This window comes from Salsuginibacillus halophilus, assembly GCF_003014715.1.
GTDB lineage: Bacteria > Bacillota > Bacilli > Bacillales > Marinococcaceae > Salsuginibacillus > Salsuginibacillus halophilus.
This window is the reverse complement of sequence record NZ_PYAV01000001.1, coordinates 66,100-82,753: the sequence shown is the minus strand read 5'-3', so window position 1 is coordinate 82,753 and position 16,654 is coordinate 66,100. Positions and strand designations below refer to the sequence as shown.

The window sequence follows — 16,654 nt, the reverse complement described above, 5'->3', positions numbered from 1 at the left end:
TCAACGAATCATTGAACATCCCCTGGCTGCACTAAGTTTCGCACCGGTGCAAATGAGCGGCGGTGTACAGGCGTTACGCCGTACGTCTCTAGTGCTTCTAAATGCGCTTTCGTTCCGTAGCCGCTGTTACTCTCAAACCCGTAGCCTGGATACTCCCGGCTTAATTGAGCCATTTTTTCGTCGCGCGTCACTTTCGCAGCGATCGAAGCAGCAGCAACCGCCGCACTTTTCTCATCACCTTGGACAATGCTTGTCTGCGGCAGCTGTACCGGCACATGCATTGCATCCACAATTAAATGCCCGGGCGATCTCTCTAAATGAGATACCGCCCGTTTCATTGCAAGCCTTGTCGCTTGATAAATGTTGTATTGATCAATTTCTTCAGCACTTGCTTCACCTATGCCGACATCTGCACAAGCTTCAATCTCTTTCAAATATTCCCGCCGCTTGGCTTCAGATAACTTTTTAGAATCTGTAATGCCTGCAAATATTTTTTCACTCGGAAGAATTACAGCTGCAGCCATAACCGGACCGGCAAGCGGCCCACGGCCAACTTCATCGATCCCGGCAATGAAAGCTGCTTCAGGAGCCATTTGTTGATCAAACGCCTGCTTTTCTAAAAAGTCAGCTGCTTTTGCCTCTTCCGCTTTTTTTCTTTGCTCAAAGCGGGCAACAGCCGCCTGGGCACCTTTTCTTTCATCAGCTCGGAATGCTTCAGCTGCTTCCGGAATTTGAGCAGGATCGGTGTTTTTTAAATACGCTTCAATCTCTTTCACTGACCAGCGCGTTGTCATCATTTCTTCCTCACTTTTTTTATCGGTTTCTCAGCATAGAAATTTTACTGCCATTCACAATTTAAAACTGGTAAATGATTCAGCTTGCTCCCCCATTTATGCTTCACTTTCTTCAGTGAGTCGCTCTTTCCAATCATTTGGCGTTTCCAAACTAATCTTGCCGAGCTTCTCATTTCGAAAATCCGTTAATACAACCCCTGCTGCTTTTTCAAAATCAACGTCACCTTTACGAATTAAGCAGCCTCGCTTTAAGCCGATCGCCTCAAAGAGTTCCACGCCATCTTCTGGGATTTCATCAAGCTTGTACCGGTCTTTTAACAGCTCCGGGTAACGTTCTTTTAAGATGTTAATGAGAAATAAAGCCACATCCTGAGCAATAAACCGCTCTTCTTTGATCGCTTTCACTAAAGCGAGCTTATTGCCGACATCTTCATATTCAAACTTCGGCCATAAAATACCAGGCGTGTCGAGCAAATCTAAGTTTTGGTTTACTTTTAACCACTGCTGCTGTCTCGTCACCCCTGGTGTGTCTCCAATATTTGCCGTCTTTTTATTGATCAGCTGATTGATTAATGTCGACTTCCCAACGTTTGGTACACCAATCACCATTGCCCGCGGCGCCCGCGGTGAAACACCTTTTTCAATAAGACGAGCCTGCGTTTGCTTACCAACCTCAACGGCAGTATTTAATAAGTCTTTTAAACCTTTACCGTGCTTGGCATTCACATTTACAACCGTTTCCCCACGCTCTTCAAAAAAAGCGTGCCAGGCTTTTGTTACTTCAGGGTCAGCTAGGTCCGTTTTCATCATTGCAATCACCCGCGGCTTTCCTGCAGCCGTTTCATTCAGCATGGGATTGCGCGAAGCCTGCGGCAACCGGGCATCTACAAGTTCAATAACAACATCTATTTTTCCGAGGTTTTCTTTTAGTTCACGGTTCGCTTTTGCCATGTGTCCTGGAAACCATTGAATCGTCATATTCTCACCCTTTTATACTATGATATACGAAAAAAAGGAGCTTGGTTGCCCCAGCTCCTTTCTTGCTTCATTCGTTTTAGCGAAGCTCTTTAACTTTCGCAGCTTTGCCCTGCAGTCCACGCAAGTAGTACAAGCGTGCCTGACGGACTTTACCGCGGCGCTTCACTTCGATTTTGTCGATGCGCGGTGAATGTACTGGAAAAGTACGCTCAATACCAACGCCAAACGAAACTTTACGTACAGTAAAAGTTTCGCTGATCCCAGAACCACGGCGCTTCAAAACAACACCTTGGAACTGCTGAATCCGCTCACGGGATCCCTCAACGACTTTAACGTGTACGTTAACCGTGTCACCCGGACGAAAATTCGGTAGGTCCGTTTTCAACTGCTCTTTTGTCACGTCACGAACGATATCGTTCATAGACTGTTCCCTCCTTCCTTCTCGGATGTTCTTGCTCATTTAAGATGCAGCGGAACATCGGATTCAAGGCTTTCGCCACAACGATTATCGTATCACAGCACCATCGCTGTAGCAATGCCTTTATTCATTTTTTTCAGCACGGATTTTTTCAAGGTAATCCGCTGCCCATGTACGCTCATGCTCGCTTAACGCTGCGCTTTCTAACAACTCAGGGCGCCGCTCGGCTGTCCGTTTAATCGCTTCTTCCCGGCGCCAGGCTTCAATCCGGGCATGGTGACCGGAACGGAGCACTTCCGGAACTTCCATGCCTCGAAAATCGGCCGGCCGTGTATAGTGAGGGTGTTCAAGCAGCCCGGTCGAAAAGGAGTCTTCAACAGCAGAAGCTTCATTGCCCAGCACCCCAGGAAGAAGGCGTGTGACACTGTCGGCAGTCACCATGGCCGGGAGCTCACCGCCGGTAAGTACAAAATCACCAATCGAGAGCTCATCTGTTACAAGGTGCGTGCGGATCCGCTCATCATAACCTTCATAATGACCGCACACAAAAATAAGCTGATCTTCTGTCGAAAGCTCTTCTGCTTTTGACTGTGTGAGCGGCTCACCTTGCGGGCACATTAAAATGACACGCGGCTCATCAGCCTGCTTAATATCATCCACAGCATCAAACAACGGCTGCGGCGTAAGCACCATGCCCGCTCCGCCGCCATAAGGGTAGTCATCTACCTTGTTATGTTTGTTCTCTGTATAGCTGCGAAAGTCCGTCACTTGAAACGTGATACGACCATCTGCTTGCGCCTGTCCAAGAATTGAAGACGACAACACCCCTGTGAACATTTCCGGAAAAAGCGTTAAAAAATCAATTTTCATCAGGCAGCAGTCCTTCTAATAAATGTACGGTGACAACCCCTTCATGAACATCAATCGATTGAACGACATCATCAATGTACGGCAAAAGCGCATCTTTTTTTCCATGCGCTCGTTTAATCACCCATACATCATTCGCTCCTGGTGAAATGATTTCTTTAATCACTCCGACGTCTTCACCTTCATCTGAAACGACGCGGCAGCCGATGATTTCATGGTAGTAATATTCATCTTCAGCTTCAAGCGGCGCCATATCTTCTTCTGCAACCTGCAAAAGACTCGGTTTGAGCCGCTCAGCTTCATCAGCGCCGTTAACCTCTTCAAACATTAAAAGATCGAACTGCTTATGCTTCCGGTGCGACTTTACCGTCAGTGGTACAACTTCCTGGCTTGCTTCAATCTCCGCATACAGCTGACCGCCGGCGACAAACCGCTCTTCAGGAAAATCTGTTGTCGCAATTACGCGTACTTCTCCACGCACGCCATGCGTGTTCACAATTTTACCTACGTTATACCGCTTACCTGGCATTACGTCTCGCCCCGCTTTCGAATGGCTTTCACGCGGCCGTCTTCTACAATGATTTCATCTTCTTGATAAACATCATCCCACACATCGCCAACTTCAACGTGCGCCTCAACATCCACACGATCTACCGGCAGTTCCGTGTCATCCGGCAGTGCTTCAATCCGGCTCGCTTGAAACGAGGAGCGTTCAATTTTCTCTTTACGCTCTTTCATTTCTTTCTCGTACTTCTCTTTTAAAAACCGCCGGCGCTTTGGATCACTATTCTCTTTGATCCGCTGCTGCAGCTGAAACTCAAGCTGTTCAATCTCAGTCTGCAGACGTCGGCGTTTCGTTTCAAGCTCTTCATTGAGTTTTTCCCGGTAGGACGGTGTCAGCACCTGCTTTACAACTGCCTGCTTTTTAATTTTCACCGTGTCACCTCGTTCTTTTGCGCGGTGCAAAAAAGGAGAGGTATCCCCCTCCCCTTTTTCCGCTGCTATTCTTCAATGTCGAGGCGGGGACGAGCCCCGGTACCGGAAGCGGCTGCTTGCAGGATGGTACGCACAGCCTTAATGTTACGGCCGTGCTTCCCGATCACCTGCCCTGTGTCCTCAGCGTGTACGCTGAGCATGAACACATCTTCGCCGTTTCTCCCTTGATTGGTGCGAACCGTGACCTCATCCGGATGGTCCACGATGGGCGAAACCATCGCTTGCACTAACTGCTCCATGCAGAAGCCCCGCTTTCTATCAACAGCGTATTACTGTTCTTTTTTCGCGTTATGAACGCGTGTCATAATCCCAGCATCAGAGAAGAGGTTACGAACCGTGTCAGACGGCTGTGCACCTTCAAGCAGCCATTGTACAGCTTTCTCTTCATTCACAGAGAATGCAGAAGGCTGCTGGAGTGGATTGTACGTACCGAGTTCTTCGATAAAACGACCGTCACGTGGTGCTTTAGAGTCAGCTACAACGACGCGGTAATACGGCTGCTTTTTCGAACCCATACGCTTCAAACGAATTTTGGTTGCCATGCTTTGTCACCTCCAAGTAGAATTTCGCACAATTGCACATTATAAAGAAAACATTTGATGCTGTAAAGGGGTTTTCCTTTTCACTATTGCATGAAAGGAAACTGCATTGGATTTTTTCCTTTTTTCTTCCCTTTACCTTTTTGCATTGATGACATCTGTTTCATCATTTTCTGCATATCCTCAAACTGTTTCAATAAGCGGTTAACATCTTTTACAGCCGTACCACTGCCTTTTGCAATCCGCTTTTTACGACTCGCATTAATGAGCGATGGATCCTCTTTTTCCGCACGGGTCATTGAGCGGATAATTGCTTCAACCTGCGTAATCTGGCTGTCATCCACCTGGGCATTTTTTAAGCCCTTCATTTTATTGGCTCCCGGCATCATTGACAATACTTCATCAATCGGACCCATCTTTTTCACTTGCTGCAGCTGCTCTAAAAAGTCATCAAACGTTAAATCCGCCTGGCGCATCTTTTTCTCAAGCTCTTTCGCCCGGTCTTCATCAACGTCAGTTTGCGCTTTCTCAATTAAAGAGAGCACGTCGCCCATGCCGAGAATACGTGAAGCCATCCGCTCCGGATGGAACGGCTCGAGCTGATCAATCTTTTCACCCATGCCGGCAAACTTTACCGGCATACCAGTCACAGCTTTGACAGAAATCGCAGCACCGCCGCGGGTATCACCATCGAGCTTTGTAAGTACAGCTCCGTTAACATCAAGCTGCTCATTAAAGCTCTCTGCAACATTGACAGCGTCTTGACCTGTCATGGCATCGACAACAAGTAAAATTTCTTCCGGTTGAACAGCTTCTTTAATACGCTGCAGCTCACCCATGAGATCTTCATCAACATGCAGCCGTCCTGCGGTGTCAATTAAGACGTAGTCCCGGTGTTCATCTTTTGCCTGCGCAACAGCCCCTTTGGCAATATCAACCGGGTCCGCTTGATTTCCGAGAGAGTACACCGGCATATCGAGCTGTTTACCGAGGGTTTCAAGCTGATCAATCGCAGCCGGACGATAAATATCTGCAGCTGCTAAAAGTGGCTGGCGGTTATGCTCTTTGCGCAGATGATTGGCAAGTTTTGCAACGGTCGTCGTTTTACCAGCGCCTTGCAGACCGACCATCATAACGACAGTCGGCGGCTTATCAGCGTGAGCAATTTTACTCTGCTCGCCGCCCATCAACTCCTGCAGTTCTTCGTTTACGACTTTAATAACCTGCTGTCCCGGGGTTAAGCTTTTCAGCACTTCCTGACCGACAGCGCGCTCTTTGACCTGCTTAATAAACTTTTTAACAACTTTAAAGTTTACGTCCGCTTCTAAGAGCGCCAAGCGGACTTCGCGCATCATTTCGTCAACGTCCGCCTCCGTAACTTTACCTTTACCTTTAATTTTATCGAGGGTTCCTTGCAATCGTTCAGCGAGACCTTCAAAGGCCATTATTCTGTCCCCTCCTCTTCTAAATGCTCTAAACGCGTCACAACTGCGCTCAGCCGCTGTGAATCACCGGCTTCAAGTTCACCGCGCAGTTGTTGATACAAATTGTGACGCTCCATATATTTATAATAAAGTCCGAGCTTTGCTTCATATTCTTCAAGCATCTGCTCTGTACGGCGGATGTTATCGTACACCGCCTGCCTGCTCACATCAAACGTGTCGGCAATTTCGCCGAGCGAGTAGTCGTCGAGGAAATAAAGCTGTACATATTTTTGCTGCTTTTTTGTTAACAGCGGCTGATAAAAGTCAAACAACGCATTCATCCGCATCGTTTTTTCCAGCATATGACGACCCCTTGTTAAGTGAATTACCTTTACATCACTGCAATATACAGCATGCAGCCGAACGTGTCAAGTTTATCATTTTACACGGTTTTCAATGCTCCGGTCACCCTCAGCTTTCATCCGTTTCGTTTTCTTCTTCTGCTTCCATAATTTCTTTAAATAAGCTGTACACAAATTGATTGGAATCAAACGGCTGCAAATCTTCAGCCCGCTCACCAAGCCCGACAAACTTGACCGGGATATCAAGCTCATTACGCACCGCTAAAACGATACCGCCTTTTGCTGTTCCATCAAGTTTTGTAAGTACAATTCCGCTAACATCCGTTGCTTCTTGGAACGTCTTCGCCTGGCTCATCGCGTTTTGTCCTGTCGTCGCATCTAAAACGAGTAAAACTTCATGCGGCGCCTCTGGGATTTCACGCTGAATGACCCGTTTTACTTTTTCGAGTTCCTTCATTAGGTTCACTTTATTCTGCAGCCGGCCGGCCGTATCACAAAGCAGTACATTTGCTCCTTTAGAACGAGCGGATTGAATCGCATCGTACATCACCGCCGCCGGGTCTGAACCAGCCTGCTGTTTGACGACATCGACACCCACCTGGTTGCCCCATTCTTCGAGCTGTTCGATCGCCCCGGCACGAAAGGTATCGCCGGCGGCCATAACGACACGACTGCCTTCTTCTTTATATTTCTGTGCTACTTTTCCAATTGTCGTCGTTTTACCAACCCCGTTTACGCCGACAAATAATATGACAGTCATACCGTCTGCAGCATGTTGAATTGTGTTATCTTCACCACTTTTATCGAGCTTATCCGCAAGTTTTTCACTAATTAACGGCGCAAGTTCAGACGTATCTTTAATATTTTGCCGCTTCGCTTCGGTTTTTAATTCATCAATGAGCTCCATCACCGTTTCAACGCCGACGTCAGCTCCGATCAGTAATTCTTCAAGTTCTTCAAAGAAATCCTCATCAACTTTACGGTAGCGCGCCATTAAATCATTCATTTTTCCCGCAAACGAATCCCGCGTTTTTGCAAGCCCGTCTTTAAACTTTTCGGTAACCGTATCTGTCTGGCCTGACACACGGTCTTTTAATTTTTTGAAAAAACTCATCTGCTATATCTCCTTTCGTTCATTCCACGGTTTCAGCTTGGGGCGTCGTATAGCCGGAAGCTTCATCAATTTTGACAGAGATCGCCCGGCTTACACCTGACTCTTCCATTGTAATACCGTAAAGCGCATCAGCCTCTTCCATGGTTGCTTTCCGGTGGCTGACGACGATAAATTGTGTATCATGTTTCATTCGCTTTAAATAACCGGCAAACCGCGTTAAATTCGCTTCATCAAGCGCTGCTTCTACTTCATCAAGGACACAAAACGGCACAGGTTTTACGCGCAGGATCGCAAATAAAAGAGCGATCGCTGTCATCGCTTTTTCCCCGCCGGAGAGCAGCGAAAGCACTTGTTTTTTCTTGCCGGGTGGACGGGCTTCAATCTCTACGCCCGTATCAAGCAAATCTATTTCATTTGTTAATGTTAAGTCTGCTTCACCGCCGCCGAACAACTCTTGAAATACTGAACGAAAATGGGTCCGCACTTCATGAAACGTCTCCTGAAAACGGCGGGTCATTTCTTCATCCATTTCTTGTATCACTGACTGCAGCGTATCCCGGGCTTCGAGCAAGTCTTCCTGCTGCCCTTGCAAGAACTCAGCGCGCGCTTTTACCCGCTCGTATTCTTCAATCGAACCGAGATTGACCTCCCCGAGTTCCTCAAGGCTCCGCCGAATCAACTTCACCTGCTCGCGCGCTTCAGCTTCAGAAACGTGCAGTTCATATGCCGCTTTGGCCCGCTCAAACGTTAAGTTATATTCTTCAGAGAGCTCATTCAACTTTTGATCAAGCTCTACATCAATACGGGTAAGTGACACTTCAACTTCATGATGTTCATTCGACGTTTCTTGCAATTTCGTCTGCGCAGCTTTCAGCCGGGCATTGACATCAGCTTGCTGCTTTTTCATTTCTGTCTCTTCCTGCTGTTTTGCCTCAAGTTCTGCTGCAGCAGCTTCTTTTTCCGCACGGGCCGATTCTACATCCCCCTGCAGCGTACTTGAACCCCCTTGAACTTCGGTGACCCTTGCTTTTAAATCGTTCAATTCTTGATCCACTTCCGTTTTTAAACGTTCATTCTCCTGCATATCCTGCTTCAGCTCACGGACGCGCTCTTTTTGGTAAGCCGTTTGCTCTCTTGCGGCGGCGCGGCGGACATCTAAGTCGTTTTGCTTCTCTTTTAACGACTCACTTTTTGACTGTCTCGCCTGCTGCTCATTTTCGAGCTGATCCATTTCTTTCTGAAGGGCTTGCAGTGAAGTCTCAAGGGAGGCTGCTTCTGCTGCTGCTGTCTCTTTTCGTTCGTCAAAATCAGCCATCTCCGATTCCAGCTGAGCTTTCTCCCGTTCAAATAGCTGCATGCGTGAAGCAAGGTGCGCTTGGTGCTGCTTTGCTTTCTCATATTTTTGCCGCATCGTTTCAGCTGCTTCTCGGCTCGCTTCTAAACTGCTTTCAAGCTGTTTACGCTTTTCTTCAAGTTCACGGCGCTTTTCTTTTTTCTCCTGTACCTGCGCTTCAAAAGTTGCTGTTTTCTGCTCCATATGTTTAATTTTTTCAGCTAGTTCTTCACGTTCACGCTGCCGGCTCAACAGCTGCGCCCCGCCCTGCTTTTGACTGCCTCCGGTCATCGCGCCGCCTGGAGCAACAATATCTCCATCAAGTGTAATGACCCGGTACTTGTAGCTGCTGATTTTAGCGATCCGGTTCGCACTTTCAAGGTCCGAAGCGATGAATGTCCGGCCAAGTAGTGAAGCAATGACCGGCTGAAATTGCTGTTCGGTCGTGACAAGTTGGTCCGCTGTACCGTGATATCCTTCATCACGTGTCAACCGCTCTGTTACATCTATAGAAGCGGACTTCGCTTGCACACTCTCAAGTGGCAGGAACGTAGCACGCCCCTTTTTTTCAGATTTCAAAAGCTGAATGGCTTTGCGGGCATTTTGCTCTGTATCGACGATAATATTTTGCTGTGCAGCTCCGAGGGCGGTTTCGACTGCGGTTTCATACTGCTTTGGTACTTGCAGCTTTTCAATTACTGCACCGTAAACCCCGCTCAGCCGTTCACGTGCTTTTAAAATTTCTTTTGGCCCTTGATAAAAACCGGTGTAAGCCGTTTCCATCTCATCAAGTACGTGCTTCTTTGATCTTGCTTCTTGAATATGCCCGTAAGCTTCATACAATTTACTTTCATCTGTTTCAAGCTCGCGGTTCATTCGGTTTTGTGCATTTTCCTGTTCAGCTAAATCTGTTTTTGCCTGCTCGAGCTCTGCTTCTTGATGTGACAAAGCCGCTTTTGTCTCATTAACAGCAGCCTCTGCTTCATCACGTTCTTTTAACCACGCTTCATTTTCTTGAAACAAGCGGTCAAGTTTAGCTTGAGCACGGGATTTTTGTTCGGCTAAAGAATTTAACTCATTGCGCCTGGCAGCTTGCTCATTTAACGCTTCAATATAATCAGCTTTCAACTTTTCAAGTTCTTCACCGACGTTCCGGTTTCCTCCCTGGAGCTCGCCAGCGACGGTTTTTCGCTCTGTTTCAAGTTGCTCAAGTTCTGCTTCTTTTTCTTTTAGCTTTTTTGTTTCTGCCTTCAAGTGTTCATCTGCTTCACTGACAGCACTGCTTAACTCGCTTTGGCGTTTTTCAAGTTCTTCTAAGCGCTCAGCAGCATGGCGACTCCGCTCTTCTAACAACTCTTTCTGCCCTTCCTGCTTTTCGAGAGACTCGCCGGCGGTCATGCGGCGGCTCCGGGCTGCAGCTAAAGCTTCAGACACTTCGGCCAACTTGACGCGTACGCGTTCTGCTTCACTTTCAAGTTCAGAAACATTCATTTCTGCCGTTTGTTTTGCTTTTTCCAGACTGGCCGCTTTTGTTTTCAACTCAGACCAGCGTTTATGAGCTTCTTCAATGTCATAAACAGTCAATGCGATTGCAACGTTTTCCAGCTCTGCTTTTTTCGCTTTATAGTCCCGAGCCTCAGCTGCTTGAATTTCTAACGGCTCAAGCTGTTGTTCAAGCTCATGTAAAATGTCTTGTACGCGAGCAAGGTTATCGTTTGTGTCCGCAAGCTTACGCTCTGATTCACGTTTACGCGATTGATATTTAACAACACCGGCCGCTTCTTCAAAAATGACGCGCCGGTCTTCTGGTTTACTGGAAAGCACTTGTTCTACCTGGCCCTGGCCAATGATGGAATAAGCTTCACGGCCAAGACCAGAATCCATCATAACGTCGATAATGTCTTTACGGCGGCACGGCTGTCGGTTAAGTAAATATTCACTTTCACCGGAGCGGTACAACCGCCGCGTCAGGCTGATTTCAGTATAAGATAAGGGAAGAAATCCACTTTCATTATCAAGTACAAGCGTCACTTCAGCCATATTCACCCGCCGGCGCTCGTCACTGCCGGCGAAAATAACATCCGCCATTTTACTACCGCGGAGCGACTTGGCTGACTGCTCGCCGAGCACCCAGCGGATGCCGTCGGCAATATTGCTTTTTCCACTTCCATTTGGTCCGACAACGACGGTAATACCAGGCTCTATTTCAATATGTAACGGGTCAGCAAATGACTTAAACCCTTTCATTTCCATGCGTTTGAGGAACATGCCGGGTTTTCCTCCTCTATTTTCTCGGTGTGAAGCTTTACAATTTTATCATATCACTGTGGCCCAAAGAAGGGGATCACCAAGGTTTAAGCGAAAAACCGCCCGTTAATCTCCCTCGATAAACGCTAAACTCACCGTTGTACATTACGCATGCGAGCGTTACAATAAAAGTTAAGCCATTTCGGAAAGGGATGTTAGTTATCGGACTTGAAGTGAAATCTGAAGAAAACTTAGCCTTTATGCTGCGAAGCATCACAGAACAGCTACAGCTTGTAAATGAATCTGCGTTGCAGGTTGAACGCTTTGCCATTGAAAAATACGATGATGTGAAAGAGTTGTACGACTTTGTTTCATCAAAAGACTTAGTTTCTGTCAGTGAGATGGAAGCGATCGTTCAAGAACTTCGCAACTTGCAGAAATAACCTTAAAGCTTTATAAATGCAGCCCTGACTCATAGGGCTGCATTTAATATGCAAAAGTGAGCCCCGCATAAGCGGGGCTCAGACTGTCGACAAAGTTAAAAACCTATCATTCACGCACAGCTTACTGCTCTGAGCCGCGGGCTGTCCTATGAAGAGGAAAAACCGAACCATGAACGTAACCTTCACTTTCAGACGGACGCTTTCCCGAGGGCTTGGCTTCAGCTAACTTGTTCGAATATAAACCATTCGAACAAGTGGATCTTCAGCCTGCGCTTAATCCTCTGGGAGTCGCCGTCTTTTGTTTCGGTTACTTGTTATTTAAAGATGTTAAATAATATCCAATTGATGTCGTTCGTTTGATCAACGCTTATGAAGCATCGTTATGAATTGTATTCATGTAGATATTGCTTCATCACAACGATCTTTACAATTGATGACCTTCAAACTAAGCAAGGCTGTCGAACATCGGCTGCGACGCCACCAAAAACAGCGCGAGCCGAAAATCCCGCAGGCAATGACTTTCTGCCGAGGAAGTTGAGGCCGTGACGTGGGCTAAGCAGACAAGGTGACTTCAAGCGTGAGCGCAGATCAAACCGATGTCACACTTGTGCCCTCCGGGTGCTATTGTCCGCTGAAAAGCGACGTCAGCTTTCATTATTATTCGTGAAAGCTTGTCTCAACGTGTAAACCTCGCAAAAGCAGGGCTTACTTTTGTTCAAATGAGCGCCAGTCGTTCATGCCGAGTTTTGCGAGCGCATCCTGGGCGGCTGCCTGCTCTGCTTCTTTTTTCGAGCGGCCGGTGCCAGTTCCGACAACCTCTCCTTTTAACGAAACTTCTGAAACGAACTCACGGCTGTGCGCCGGACCTTTTTGGTCTGCAATTGCATACGAGAGGCTGCCTAGTCCGTCGCGCTGCACCGATTCCTGCAGCTGCGTTTTAAAATCTAATAGATGGGTGAACTCGCCACGGTCAATCCGTTTATAAGCCGACATTTTCATAAACGCATATACCGAGGCCAAACCACCATCTAAATAAAGGGCACCTACAAATGACTCAAACACATCTGCAAGCAGTGCCGGACGATCACGCCCGCCGGTCATTTCTTCACCTTTACCGAGCAGCACATAACTGCCAAACCCAAGTTCCTCTGCCATTTCCGCAAGCGAAGGTTCACACACGACAGCCGCACGCAACTTCGTCATTTCCCCTTCACTCATCTCAGGAAACTGTAAATACAAATATTCCGAGACCGCAATCTCAAGCACCGCATCGCCTAAAAACTCCAAACGTTCATTATCATACACATCATTCATCCGGTGTTCATTTACATAAGATGAGTGCGTAAACGCTTGAATAAATAACGCATCGTTTCCATACGGCAGGTTTAGCTCTTTCAACAACGTTTGAAAAACTTTGCGCTCACTTCCTTGTACCGGCAGCTGTGGAGATTCACTCATTTCATACGCCTCCTTTCTTGACCATGATAGGAAGCCCCAAGCCGTTTAAACGACTCGGGGCTTTTCAATTCATTAAGACTGCTGACCTTCTATGTAATTTACAACGTCAGCAACCGTAGTGATTTGTTCAGCTTCTTCGTCGGAAATTTCAAGATCAAACTCATCTTCAAGCTCCATGACAAGCTCAACAACGTCTAGTGAGTCTGCACCGAGGTCCTCTTTAAACGTCGCTTCCGGCTTGACTTCTTCTTCATCAACACCGAGACGATCCACTACGATCTTTTTAATGCGATTAAGTGTATCTGCCATTTTTAGTTCACCTCCTCTAAAACTAATCATTCCCATAAACTACGGCTATTATAGGATAAACCGCAAAAGAATGCCAGAGCTTTCTTTCCTACATCGCCATCCCGCCGTCGACATGAAGGGTTTGACCGGTCATGTAGCTGCTGTCTTCTGAAGCGAGAAACCGTACGGTACGAGCCACTTGTTCTGGAGCTCCGAGCTCTGCAAGTGGAATTTGTTTCAGCAGCTCTTCTTTTACATCTTCACCGAGCTCATCGGTCATATCTGTAGCGATGAAACCAGGTGCTACTGCATTTACCCTGATGCCTCGCGGGGCAAACTCGCGGGCAAGCGACTTCGTTAAACCAATGACGCCGGATTTTGCAGCGACGTAATTCGCTTGTCCGGCATTGCCAAGCACCCCTACGACTGAAGCAATATTAATGATCGTACCGCCGCGGTTTTTCATCATTGGACGAGCCGCCGTTTTCGCAACGTTAAACGTGCCTTTTAAGTTCGTATCCATCACAGCATCCCAGTCTTCCTCTTTCATACGCATAACAAGGTTATCACGGGTAATGCCGGCATTATTGACGACGATATCAAGTGTGCCGAATGCTTCAGCTGCTTCTTTAAAAAGCCGTTTCACTTCTTCCTCTTTTGCTACATCCGCCTGCACAAGCAGTGTTTCTGCGCCTTCTGCTTCACAAGCTGCTTTCGTTTCTTCTGCTTTATCGCGGCTGCCTGCAAAATTAATGACAACATTGGCACCGGATTTTGCAAGTTCAACTGCGATTGCTCGGCCGATCCCGCGTGAAGCGCCTGTAACGAGTGCGTTTTTTCCAGAAAGCATTAGCCGTCGCCCCTTTCAAGGTTAAGTAGTTGTTCAAGTGATGCTTCATCTTCAACCGCAAGTACTGTAATATCTTTACGCTGAATCTTGCGGACGAGGCTCGAGAGTACATTTTTGCTGCCGATCTCGACAAATGTGTCCACGCCTTCATCAAGAAGTGTGCGAACGGTATCTTCCCACAAAACCGGGGATGTCACCTGCGATACAAGTCCGTCCTTTAAGGCTTGTGCATCTGTGGTCGGCTTTGCATTGACGTTTTGAACGACAGGAATCTGGGCATCCGTGAAACTTAAACCATCAAGTACCTCCGTTAAACCATCTGCTGCCGGCTGCATTAACGAAGAATGAAACGGTCCGCTTACATTTAACGGTACGACCCGCTTAGCCCCTTCTTCTTTCAGCTTCTCGCCGGCGCGTGCAACGCCGCTTGCTGATCCGGAAATAACGATTTGACCCGGTGCATTCATATTCGCTGCTTCTACAGCCTCTCCTTCAGCCTGGACAGCTTCAAGGACAGTTTCTAAATCTTCACGAGCCATGCCCATAACTGCGGCCATCGTTCCTTCGCCTGCCGGTACCGCTTCTTCCATTAAACGACCGCGGGCATGCACAGCTTCTACAGCTTCAGCAAACGATAACACACCGGCTGCAACGAGTGCAGCATACTCTCCAAGGCTGTGACCGGCTGTGAAATCCGGCCGGATGCCGGCAGCTTCAATGGCTGGCAGGAATGCACACGAGGCTGTAACAAGTGCAGGCTGTGCATTTTCCGTTTTCGTCAATGTATCTTCAGGACCTTCAGCCATAAGATGCGTTAAGTTGTAGCCGACCGCTTCATCTGCGGCTTTGCCAATGTCTGCTGCTTCTTGACGGTTTTGCATCAGCTCCTGGGCCATGCCGACCGCTTGTGAGCCTTGCCCTGGAAATAAAAACGCAAGCTTCCCCATTACGCATCTGTCTCCTTCAATTCATCATTTTCAATTTCACGCTTGAGCACCCCGCACACATCTTCAAGCACCATTTCACGTGCTTGGCGAAGCGCGTGATAAACCGCGGTATGATCCGAGGAACCGTGGGCTTTCACAACCGGGGCCTGTAAACCGAACAAACCTGCACCCCCGTACTGGGCATAGTTCATTTGATCGCGGATCGTTTGAAAGCTCGGCTTCAACACCCCGGCAGCCAGCTTATTTTTCACTGAAGACGTCAGTTCCTGCTTTAAAATCGAAAAAAGTGCGCCGGCTGTGCCTTCAATTGATTTCAAAACGAGATTCCCAGAGAACCCGTCAGCGACAACAACATCTGCCGCCCCTTCAAGCAGTTCGCGGGCTTCTACATTGCCGGCGAAATTGTGCGACTGCCCCTCGAGCAGCTCATAAGCCGATTTTGTTAACTCGTTTCCTTTTCCTGTTTCACTACCGACGTTTAAAAGACCGACAGATGGCGCTTCTCGTTTTTGCACTTTTTCCATATAAACGCGTCCCATACGGGCATACTGGGCTAAATGCTCGGCTTTTGCATCAACGTTTGCCCCGACATCAAGCAGTAAAAAGCCTTGTCCATCAACGGTCGGAAGCATTGGTGCAAGTGCCGGACGGTCAATCCCGTCAAGCCGGCCGATATGGAGCAGACCTGCTGTCATCAGTGCACCAGTATTGCCTGCTGATACGCACGCATCTGCCTCACCTTCACGTACTAAACGCATGGCGACAACGAGCGAAGCGTCTTTTTTACGCCGAACAGCCCGCGTCGGGTTGTCGTCGCCTTCGATCGTTTCTTCAGCGTGAATGATTGTGATCCGCGGCTGATCACTCATATGTTCACGAATCATTTCTTCTTTTCCGACAAGCAGCACTTCAAGGTCTTCGAATGTTTTTACAGCTGCAATAGCTCCGGCAATTTGCGCTTTCGGTGCGTTATCGCCGCCCATAACATCAATTGCTAGTTTCATTTGCTGTTTTGCCCCCTTCAAGTTCTTCCCCTGTCCGGTACATCCGGAAAGTTCCGGAGAAGACATGGTCCGAACCTACATAGCTCTCCACACCAACAACCGTCCGGGCAGGCGTTTGATCTTTTACAACCGCTTTTGCGACAACCCGCTCGCCTTCTTTCACCTGACGGATAAACTGCACTTCGCTCGAAGCAGTAAGTGCGAGCGCCTCATCAATAATCGCCACAGCAAGCGAGTTTGCCTGCGCAAATAAATGATGCCCGCGGGCAATGCCGGTGCGAGAAAAAACATGTTCCTTTTGAATATCTAAAACCGAAATCGCCGTATGATCAAGCGTTAAATCAACAATTTCTCCAATAACTTCATCTTCACCGAGTGCTTTCACTTCATCAAACCGCCGGCGGGCAACATGTTTGATGCGTTCGCGCAGTTCCGGTATGCCTAAAGCCATCCGGTCAAGCCGAATCGTCTGCACGCTCACTTCAAAAGCTTCGCTCAACGCCTCATCTGTTGTAAATGGGTTTTTATCCACCATTTCCTGCAGCTCTTGCTGCCGTTCTGCTTTCGGACGCTTCGCCACCGGTTGATCACC

Annotated in this window: 19 protein-coding genes; 1 reads left to right on the top strand and 18 read right to left on the bottom strand. The window is 47.8% G+C overall.

Features of this window, described 5'->3' with window-relative positions; all coding sequences use genetic code 11:
- Positions 1 to 8: 8 nt before the first annotated feature.
- From B0H94_RS00410 to smc, 12 genes are all read right to left on the bottom strand, one after another.
- Positions 9 to 794: a ribonuclease HII gene (locus B0H94_RS00410; protein WP_106587256.1), complete on the bottom strand. Its 786-nt coding sequence runs from the start codon at positions 792 to 794 to the stop codon at positions 9 to 11.
- A gap of 96 nt (positions 795 to 890) precedes the next feature.
- Positions 891 to 1,772 carry a ribosome biogenesis GTPase YlqF gene (gene ylqF, locus B0H94_RS00405; RefSeq protein ID WP_106587255.1) on the bottom strand — a complete coding sequence of 294 codons (882 nt, stop codon included), beginning with the start codon at positions 1,770 to 1,772 and terminating at the stop codon, positions 891 to 893.
- 76 nt (positions 1,773 to 1,848) lie between these two features.
- Positions 1,849 to 2,193 (bottom strand): 50S ribosomal protein L19, encoded by a 345-nt coding sequence (rplS, locus tag B0H94_RS00400; protein WP_106587254.1) that lies wholly within the window; start codon positions 2,191 to 2,193, stop codon positions 1,849 to 1,851.
- 120 nt (positions 2,194 to 2,313) lie between these two features.
- Entirely contained in the window at positions 2,314 to 3,060 is a 747-nt protein-coding gene (trmD, locus tag B0H94_RS00395) for a tRNA (guanosine(37)-N1)-methyltransferase TrmD (protein WP_106587253.1), read from the bottom strand.
- Positions 3,050 to 3,586: a ribosome maturation factor RimM gene (rimM, locus tag B0H94_RS00390; protein ID WP_106587252.1), complete on the bottom strand. Its 537-nt coding sequence runs from the start codon at positions 3,584 to 3,586 to the stop codon at positions 3,050 to 3,052. Before rimM ends, trmD begins: the two co-directional genes overlap by 11 nt.
- Positions 3,586 to 3,993: a YlqD family protein gene (locus B0H94_RS00385; protein ID WP_181315185.1), complete on the bottom strand. Its 408-nt coding sequence runs from the start codon at positions 3,991 to 3,993 to the stop codon at positions 3,586 to 3,588. The genes rimM and B0H94_RS00385 overlap by 1 nt, the downstream gene beginning before the upstream one ends.
- Before the next feature lie 65 nt (positions 3,994 to 4,058).
- Entirely contained in the window at positions 4,059 to 4,292 is a 234-nt protein-coding gene (locus B0H94_RS00380) for a KH domain-containing protein (RefSeq protein WP_106587250.1), read from the bottom strand.
- Positions 4,293 to 4,322: 30 nt separating this feature from the next.
- Positions 4,323 to 4,595, bottom strand: a complete 273-nt coding sequence (gene rpsP, locus B0H94_RS00375; protein ID WP_106587249.1) for a 30S ribosomal protein S16 — start codon at positions 4,593 to 4,595, stop codon at positions 4,323 to 4,325.
- A gap of 83 nt (positions 4,596 to 4,678) precedes the next feature.
- Positions 4,679 to 6,037, bottom strand: coding sequence for a signal recognition particle protein (gene ffh, locus B0H94_RS00370; protein WP_106587248.1), 1,359 nt, complete (start codon positions 6,035 to 6,037; stop codon positions 4,679 to 4,681).
- Complete coding sequence (locus tag B0H94_RS00365; RefSeq protein WP_106587247.1) at positions 6,037 to 6,378, bottom strand: putative DNA-binding protein; 342 nt, start codon at positions 6,376 to 6,378, stop codon at positions 6,037 to 6,039. The genes ffh and B0H94_RS00365 overlap by 1 nt, the downstream gene beginning before the upstream one ends.
- A gap of 109 nt (positions 6,379 to 6,487) precedes the next feature.
- Positions 6,488 to 7,492, bottom strand: coding sequence for a signal recognition particle-docking protein FtsY (ftsY, locus tag B0H94_RS00360; protein WP_106587246.1), 1,005 nt, complete (start codon positions 7,490 to 7,492; stop codon positions 6,488 to 6,490).
- 19 nt (positions 7,493 to 7,511) lie between these two features.
- Positions 7,512 to 11,093, bottom strand: a complete 3,582-nt coding sequence (gene smc, locus B0H94_RS00355; protein ID WP_106587245.1) for a chromosome segregation protein SMC — start codon at positions 11,091 to 11,093, stop codon at positions 7,512 to 7,514.
- A gap of 191 nt (positions 11,094 to 11,284) precedes the next feature.
- Here smc and B0H94_RS00350 point away from each other — a divergent pair, with 191 nt between their 5' ends.
- Positions 11,285 to 11,515, top strand: coding sequence for a DUF1128 domain-containing protein (locus B0H94_RS00350; RefSeq protein ID WP_245893855.1), 231 nt, complete (start codon positions 11,285 to 11,287; stop codon positions 11,513 to 11,515).
- Positions 11,516 to 12,220: 705 nt separating this feature from the next.
- Here B0H94_RS00350 and rnc read toward each other — a convergent pair.
- The 6 genes from rnc to fapR all read right to left on the bottom strand — a co-directional run bounded on the left by rnc (position 12,221) and on the right by fapR (position 16,642).
- Entirely contained in the window at positions 12,221 to 12,973 is a 753-nt protein-coding gene (gene rnc, locus B0H94_RS00345) for a ribonuclease III (protein WP_106587244.1), read from the bottom strand.
- A 72-nt stretch (positions 12,974 to 13,045) separates the two neighbouring features.
- The gene (gene acpP / locus B0H94_RS00340; RefSeq protein WP_106587243.1) at positions 13,046 to 13,282 is read right to left on the bottom strand and encodes an acyl carrier protein; all 237 of its coding nucleotides are present in this window, start codon (positions 13,280 to 13,282) and stop codon (positions 13,046 to 13,048) included.
- An 88-nt stretch (positions 13,283 to 13,370) separates the two neighbouring features.
- Positions 13,371 to 14,111 carry a 3-oxoacyl-[acyl-carrier-protein] reductase gene (gene fabG / locus B0H94_RS00335; protein WP_106587242.1) on the bottom strand — a complete coding sequence of 247 codons (741 nt, stop codon included), beginning with the start codon at positions 14,109 to 14,111 and terminating at the stop codon, positions 13,371 to 13,373.
- Positions 14,111 to 15,058: an ACP S-malonyltransferase gene (gene fabD, locus B0H94_RS00330; RefSeq protein ID WP_106587241.1), complete on the bottom strand. Its 948-nt coding sequence runs from the start codon at positions 15,056 to 15,058 to the stop codon at positions 14,111 to 14,113. The genes fabG and fabD overlap by 1 nt, the downstream gene beginning before the upstream one ends.
- Positions 15,058 to 16,062 carry a phosphate acyltransferase PlsX gene (gene plsX, locus B0H94_RS00325; RefSeq protein WP_106587240.1) on the bottom strand — a complete coding sequence of 335 codons (1,005 nt, stop codon included), beginning with the start codon at positions 16,060 to 16,062 and terminating at the stop codon, positions 15,058 to 15,060. The genes fabD and plsX overlap by 1 nt, the downstream gene beginning before the upstream one ends.
- Positions 16,046 to 16,642 carry a transcription factor FapR gene (fapR, locus tag B0H94_RS00320; RefSeq protein WP_282432522.1) on the bottom strand — a complete coding sequence of 199 codons (597 nt, stop codon included), beginning with the start codon at positions 16,640 to 16,642 and terminating at the stop codon, positions 16,046 to 16,048. The genes plsX and fapR overlap by 17 nt, the downstream gene beginning before the upstream one ends.
- Positions 16,643 to 16,654 lie beyond the last annotated feature (12 nt).

Coding starts and splice junctions, on each gene's coding strand:
- B0H94_RS00350 (WP_245893855.1), top strand. CDS start 11,285: ATGTTAGTTATCGGACTTGAAGTGAAATCTGAAGAAAACTTAGCCTTT.
- smc (WP_106587245.1), bottom strand. CDS start 11,093: ATGTTCCTCAAACGCATGGAAATGAAAGGGTTTAAGTCATTTGCTGAC.
- plsX (WP_106587240.1), bottom strand. CDS start 16,062: ATGAAACTAGCAATTGATGTTATGGGCGGCGATAACGCACCGAAAGCG.
- fabG (WP_106587242.1), bottom strand. CDS start 14,111: ATGCTTTCTGGAAAAAACGCACTCGTTACAGGCGCTTCACGCGGGATC.
- rplS (WP_106587254.1), bottom strand. CDS start 2,193: ATGAACGATATCGTTCGTGACGTGACAAAAGAGCAGTTGAAAACGGAC.
- ffh (WP_106587248.1), bottom strand. CDS start 6,037: ATGGCCTTTGAAGGTCTCGCTGAACGATTGCAAGGAACCCTCGATAAA.
- rimM (WP_106587252.1), bottom strand. CDS start 3,586: ATGCCAGGTAAGCGGTATAACGTAGGTAAAATTGTGAACACGCATGGC.
- rnc (WP_106587244.1), bottom strand. CDS start 12,973: ATGAGTGAATCTCCACAGCTGCCGGTACAAGGAAGTGAGCGCAAAGTT.
- B0H94_RS00380 (WP_106587250.1), bottom strand. CDS start 4,292: ATGGAGCAGTTAGTGCAAGCGATGGTTTCGCCCATCGTGGACCATCCG.
- trmD (WP_106587253.1), bottom strand. CDS start 3,060: ATGAAAATTGATTTTTTAACGCTTTTTCCGGAAATGTTCACAGGGGTG.
- fabD (WP_106587241.1), bottom strand. CDS start 15,058: ATGGGGAAGCTTGCGTTTTTATTTCCAGGGCAAGGCTCACAAGCGGTC.
- B0H94_RS00365 (WP_106587247.1), bottom strand. CDS start 6,378: ATGCTGGAAAAAACGATGCGGATGAATGCGTTGTTTGACTTTTATCAG.
- acpP (WP_106587243.1), bottom strand. CDS start 13,282: ATGGCAGATACACTTAATCGCATTAAAAAGATCGTAGTGGATCGTCTC.
- rpsP (WP_106587249.1), bottom strand. CDS start 4,595: ATGGCAACCAAAATTCGTTTGAAGCGTATGGGTTCGAAAAAGCAGCCG.
- B0H94_RS00410 (WP_106587256.1), bottom strand. CDS start 794: ATGACAACGCGCTGGTCAGTGAAAGAGATTGAAGCGTATTTAAAAAAC.
- ftsY (WP_106587246.1), bottom strand. CDS start 7,492: ATGAGTTTTTTCAAAAAATTAAAAGACCGTGTGTCAGGCCAGACAGAT.
- ylqF (WP_106587255.1), bottom strand. CDS start 1,772: ATGACGATTCAATGGTTTCCAGGACACATGGCAAAAGCGAACCGTGAA.